Genomic DNA, 4,881 nt, shown 5'->3' with positions numbered 1-4,881 from the left:
CACTTTGTACGGCATCGGAGGCTCGGCTTCAGCGGGGCCGCTCTCCTACCCCGCTATCCTGCCGCAGCCAACCTCTCGCCGATTTATGCGCCAAGGTCCGGATCGGTCCTCTTGCGACTTCCGGTGTCGCATCATTCAAACGTGTGGCGAAAACCGACACATCTGGTTTGAGGGGCAGTGCCGACTGACCGAGACTGGCGACGTGTCCGACGTGCTCGGCATTTGCCAGGACATCACCGAGCAGAGGCAAGTCGAGCAGACGCTGCGGGCGGCTCGCGACACGGCTCAGCGCGCCAGTCGTGCCAAGTCGGCTTTTCTGGCCGCGATGAGCCATGAGCTTCGCACGCCGCTCAACGCCATCATTGGGTTCAGCGACCTGTTGGCCGATCCACGTCGGCTCAAGCAGGTGTTGATCAACCTGCTGAGCAACGCCTTCAAGTTTACGCCGGAGAACGGGCAAATTGCCGTTACCGTTGCGGTGGGTAAGGACTCTCTCGACATCATCGTCGCTGACACCGGTATCGGGATCCCGGCCGAGCGGATGTCGGAAGTCGGGATGCCCTTTACGCAATTCAATGATGCACACTCGCGACGGTATGCCGGAACTGGATTAGGGCTGCATATCGCAAAGTCTCTGGCCGAACAGCATGGGGGTTCCTTGGATGTCGACAGCCAGCCGGACGTCGGCACAACCGTAACGATCCGGCTGCCGCGAACTCGGTTGACCACAATTCGCGAGTTGCTCGCCGGGTAGGCTCATACAGACGCCGGCGTGTTGCAGGGAGGCGAGACGTGCAAGGGCTCGCCCCAGCCCCGCCTTGCTCAGACGACGCGGACGGAGTTCGGGCGCCCAAGATCGAGCATGCGGCTGAAAACCGCGACACTGAGGCCTGCGCCTGGTCGCCGTTGCTCCGCCGCCACGCCGTCCGGGATCACCCGCCTTCGGTATCATCCTAGGGAATGCTCCCTGGGTCACAGGACTGCGCTTCCCTGTTGAGGGTGCAAAGAAAGGGCTCCCCCATGCGCACGATCAAAATCAGCAGCTCCGGCTTGCGCATCGCCCAGGTCGCACCCCTTTACGAAGCGGTGCCCCCGCGGCTGTACGGCGGAACGGAGCGGATGGTTTCCTATCTGACCGAAGAACTGGTCCGGCAGGGGCACGACGTGACGCTGTTCGCGTCGGCGGACTCGCGCACTACGGCGCGCCTGTCCCCCTGCTGCCGACAGGCCACGCGGCTCGACTCCGCCGTCCGGGACCCGATCATCCATCACCTCCTGATGCTGGAGCATGTTCGCCAGCAACGCGACGCGTTCGACCTGATCCACTTCCACACCGACTACCTGCACATGCCCATGTTCCGGGATCGCGCCGGCCGCACGGTTACGACGCTGCACGGTCGGCTCGACTTGCCGGACCTGCAGCCGTTCTACAGGGAGTTCGACGGCATGCCGCTGGTGTCCATCTCCGATCACCAGCGCGTACCAATGCCACCGGTGCGCTGGCTCCGAACGGTGCACCACGGCATTCCCGCCGATCTGCTCCGCCCCCGGTTCGCACCGGGCGGCTATCTGGCCTTCCTTGGCCGCATCGCCGCCGAAAAGCAACCAGACCACGCCATCGAAATCGCCAAGCGCGCCGGCCTGCCTCTGAAAATCGCCGCAAAGGTGGACAAGGCCGACAGTCAGTATTTCCGGGACACCATCGAGCCGCTGCTGGATCATCCGCTCGTCGACTTCATCGGCGAGATCGGCGAAGACCGGAAGAGCGCCTTCCTTGGCAACGCGGCGGCGTTGCTGTTTCCGATCGATTGGCCCGAACCGTTCGGGCTGGTGATGATCGAAGCGATAGCGACCGGGACTCCGGTGATCGCGTACCCCTGCGGATCGGTGCCGGAGGTGATCGAGGACGGCGTCACGGGCTTCATTGCCGATGGCATCGACGCCGCGGTCGGCGCCGTGCGACGCCTGGGCGAAATCGACCGGCGCGGCGTCCGCCGCCGCTTCGAGACGCGCTTCACCGCCGCCCGCATGGCCGCGGATTACATTACCCTCTACTACCGCTTGCTCGACGGTCATGAACCTTTGGTCGAGGTCGATGCCGCGTGACGGAGGCCTACCATCATGGGCGTGGCCGCGGTCCCGAAGGGATCGCGCCCGAAGCTCCGCCCTGACCTCCATCGGCCCACCCTATACGCGGCCTTGAGACGGGAGCACCGCCATGGACGATCGGATTTCGAACGACGAAGCCGACCCTGTGCCCGAATTCTACATTCCGGCCACGACCTCGCTGGCGGAACTGGAACCGCGCACCCTCAAGCACGGCGACAGCTTTGCGGTGTTCGATCACTACGGAGACGTTCTGCGCTCCGACCGCAGCCCGCAGGGCCTCTTTCACCGCGACACGCGCTACCTCTCGCGGTTAGAAGTGCTTATCGACGGCAAGCGCCCGCTTCTGCTGAGTTCCACGGTCGATGACGAGAATGTGCTCATGTCCGTCGACCTTACCAACCCCGACCGCTTCGACGGGCGTCAAATCGACCTATCCCGCGACAGCATCCACCTGCTGCGCAGCAAGTTTCTGTGGATGGGCCACAGCTACGAGCGCTTCGCCTTCCGGAACTTCGACACCAAAGCGCACGAGATGACCGTGGAGATCCGCTTTGCCGCCGACTTCGCCGACCTGTTCGAAGCGCGAGGGCAGCGGCGCGCGAAGCGCGGCAGAAGCCACCAGCCCGTCGTCGGTGCGGGGCGCGTGGTACTGGCCTATGATGGACTGGACAACGAAACGCGGGTCACCACCGTGCGGTTCGACCCGGAACCGGAATTTCTGACCGGCACCGCCGCACGCTTCCGCATCGCGTTGGCGCCGGGGCAACGCAACGTGGTGCTGATGGCGGTCACCTGTGCGGCGCAGCCGGCGCACGCCTTCAGCGGCGAACGCTATTTCTTCCGCCTACGCCAGGCGCGCCGGGCGGTGCGAGTGGCAAAGCGGCGGACCGCCTCGGTCACGACGGCCAACGCCTTGCTCAACGAGGCGCTGGAACGCGCCCAGGCCGACCTCGCCATGCTGATGACCGACACCGACGAGGGTCCCTACCCTTACGCCGGCATCCCATGGTTCAGCACCATGTTCGGGCGCGACGCCATCATCACCGCCCACATGATGCTGTGGGCCGATCCGACGGTTGCCCGTGGCGTGCTCATGGCGCTCGCCGCGCGGCAGGCGACCGCCGAGGATCCCCTTCGCGATGCCGAGCCCGGCAAGATTCTGCATGAAACCCGCGGCGGCGAGATGGCCAACCTGCGCGAGGTGCCCTTCGGCCTATATTACGGCGGCGTCGATTCCACGCCGCTGTTCGTGATGCTGGCCGGCGCCTATTTCGAGCGCACCTTGGATTTGCCGACGATCCGCGCGCTGTGGCCGCACATCGAGGCGGCGGTGACCTGGATCGACGCCTACGGCGACCGCGACGGCGACGGCTTCGTCGAATACGGCCGCAGGACGGAAGAAGGGCTCGCCAACCAGGGATGGAAGGACAGCCACGATTCGATCTTCCACGCCGACAGCACGCTGGCGCAAGCCCCGATCGCGCTGTGCGAGGTGCAGGGCTACGTTTACGCCGCCAAGCGGGCGGCCGCGCGGTTGGCGCGGGCGATGGACATGGGCCCGAGGGCGGATGCCCTCGACGATCAGGCGGCCGAACTGGCCTTCGCCTTCAACCAAGCCTTCTGGTGCGACGACATCGGCACCTACGCGCTCGCGCTGGACGGGCAAAAGCGCCCATGCCGGGTCCGCAGTTCCAACGCCGGGCACACGCTGTTCAGCGGCATCGCCGACCCGCACAAAGCAGCGCAGGTTGTGGCCACCCTGATGAGCGGCGATTCCTTTTCCGGCTGGGGGATCCGCACCATTCCCCAGGGCGAGAGCCGCTACAACCCCATGTCCTACCACAATGGCTCCATCTGGCCGCACGACAACGGGCTGATCGCGCTGGGATTGGCGCGCTATGGGTTTAAGGAACCGGTCCTGCGCCTGTTCGGCGGCCTGTTCGACGCGAGCCTGTACATGGAACTGCGCCGGCTGCCGGAACTGTTCTGCGGCTTTTCGCGGCGGCCGGGCAAGGGCCCGACCCTCTATCCCGTCGCCTGTGCGCCGCAGGCCTGGGCCAGCGCTACGCTGTTCGCCCTGCTGCAGGCGTCGCTCGGCATCGCGTTCGATCCTGCAGGCGGGGAAATCCGCTTCGACAACCCGCGTCTGCCGTTGTTCCTTGATGCCGTGCAGTTGAGTGGCGTGTCGCTCGGCCCGGCCTGCGCGGACGTGTCGTTCTGCCGGCACGGCGCGCAGGTTGCGGTTTCCGTACTCAAGCGGACCGGAAACCTCCGGATCATCACCGCTATCTGAAGGGCCCGGCATCTGAAGGGCTGGGCGAACGGTCGACGATCAGCTCTTGACGCTGGTGTTCGGGTTCCGCTTGTCCTCGGGCGCGATCGGCCCCTTGCGGCCCTTCGACCCGCCGTGCCATTCCTGCGCCTGACGGATGTGATCACCGCCGTCCCGATCGTTCGGCCGGCTCTTGCTGCCGCTGACGGCCTTGCGACAGAGATGGTCGTCGTCTTCGGTCATGGTTGTCTCCTCTCAAGGGCTGTTCAGGATCCGTCTGCGTCTCATACGGCCGACGCATGAACAGTTCCATGATCGGCTGGCCGTATGCTCCTTTCGCACATGGCGCAGCCATGTGCTGTCGGGTTAGAACCGAGGGCGTTTGATGGAAGCCATCAAACGGACCTTGGCGCATAAATCGGCGAGAGGTTGGCTGCGGCAGGATAGCGGGGTAGGAGAGCGGCCCCGCTGAAGCCGAGCCTCCGATGCCGTACAAAGTG

The 4,881-nt window shown here is 65.3% G+C and carries 4 protein-coding genes; 3 read left to right on the top strand and 1 reads right to left on the bottom strand.

The window, feature by feature from the left end:
- The first annotated feature begins 202 nt into the window (after nucleotides 1-202).
- The 3 genes from ACFPMG_RS23775 (at nucleotide 203) to ACFPMG_RS23765 (ending at nucleotide 4,402) form a co-directional block, all read left to right on the top strand.
- Nucleotides 203-754, top strand: a complete 552-nt coding sequence (locus ACFPMG_RS23775; protein ID WP_376997696.1) for a sensor histidine kinase — start codon at nucleotides 203-205, stop codon at nucleotides 752-754.
- A gap of 266 nt (nucleotides 755-1,020) precedes the next feature.
- Nucleotides 1,021-2,106: a glycosyltransferase family 4 protein gene (locus tag ACFPMG_RS23770; protein ID WP_376997695.1), complete on the top strand. Its 1,086-nt coding sequence runs from the start codon at nucleotides 1,021-1,023 to the stop codon at nucleotides 2,104-2,106.
- A gap of 112 nt (nucleotides 2,107-2,218) precedes the next feature.
- Nucleotides 2,219-4,402, top strand: a complete 2,184-nt coding sequence (locus ACFPMG_RS23765; protein ID WP_376997694.1) for an amylo-alpha-1,6-glucosidase — start codon at nucleotides 2,219-2,221, stop codon at nucleotides 4,400-4,402.
- Between the two features lie 39 nt (nucleotides 4,403-4,441).
- Here the strand turns inward: ACFPMG_RS23765 and ACFPMG_RS23760 are convergent, their stop codons facing one another.
- A complete protein-coding gene (locus ACFPMG_RS23760) occupies nucleotides 4,442-4,624 on the bottom strand; it encodes a hypothetical protein (RefSeq protein WP_376997693.1) in 183 nt (60 codons plus the stop codon).
- Nucleotides 4,625-4,881 lie beyond the last annotated feature (257 nt).

Source organism: Azospirillum himalayense (assembly GCF_042657465.1).
GTDB lineage: Bacteria > Pseudomonadota > Alphaproteobacteria > Azospirillales > Azospirillaceae > Azospirillum > Azospirillum himalayense.
Note: the sequence above shows the minus strand (reverse complement) of the source record. Positions and strands in the feature narration are given on the sequence as shown.

Coding starts and splice junctions, on each gene's coding strand:
- ACFPMG_RS23765 (WP_376997694.1), top strand. CDS start 2,219: ATGGACGATCGGATTTCGAACGACGAAGCCGACCCTGTGCCCGAATTC.
- ACFPMG_RS23760 (WP_376997693.1), bottom strand. CDS start 4,624: ATGACCGAAGACGACGACCATCTCTGTCGCAAGGCCGTCAGCGGCAGC.
- ACFPMG_RS23770 (WP_376997695.1), top strand. CDS start 1,021: ATGCGCACGATCAAAATCAGCAGCTCCGGCTTGCGCATCGCCCAGGTC.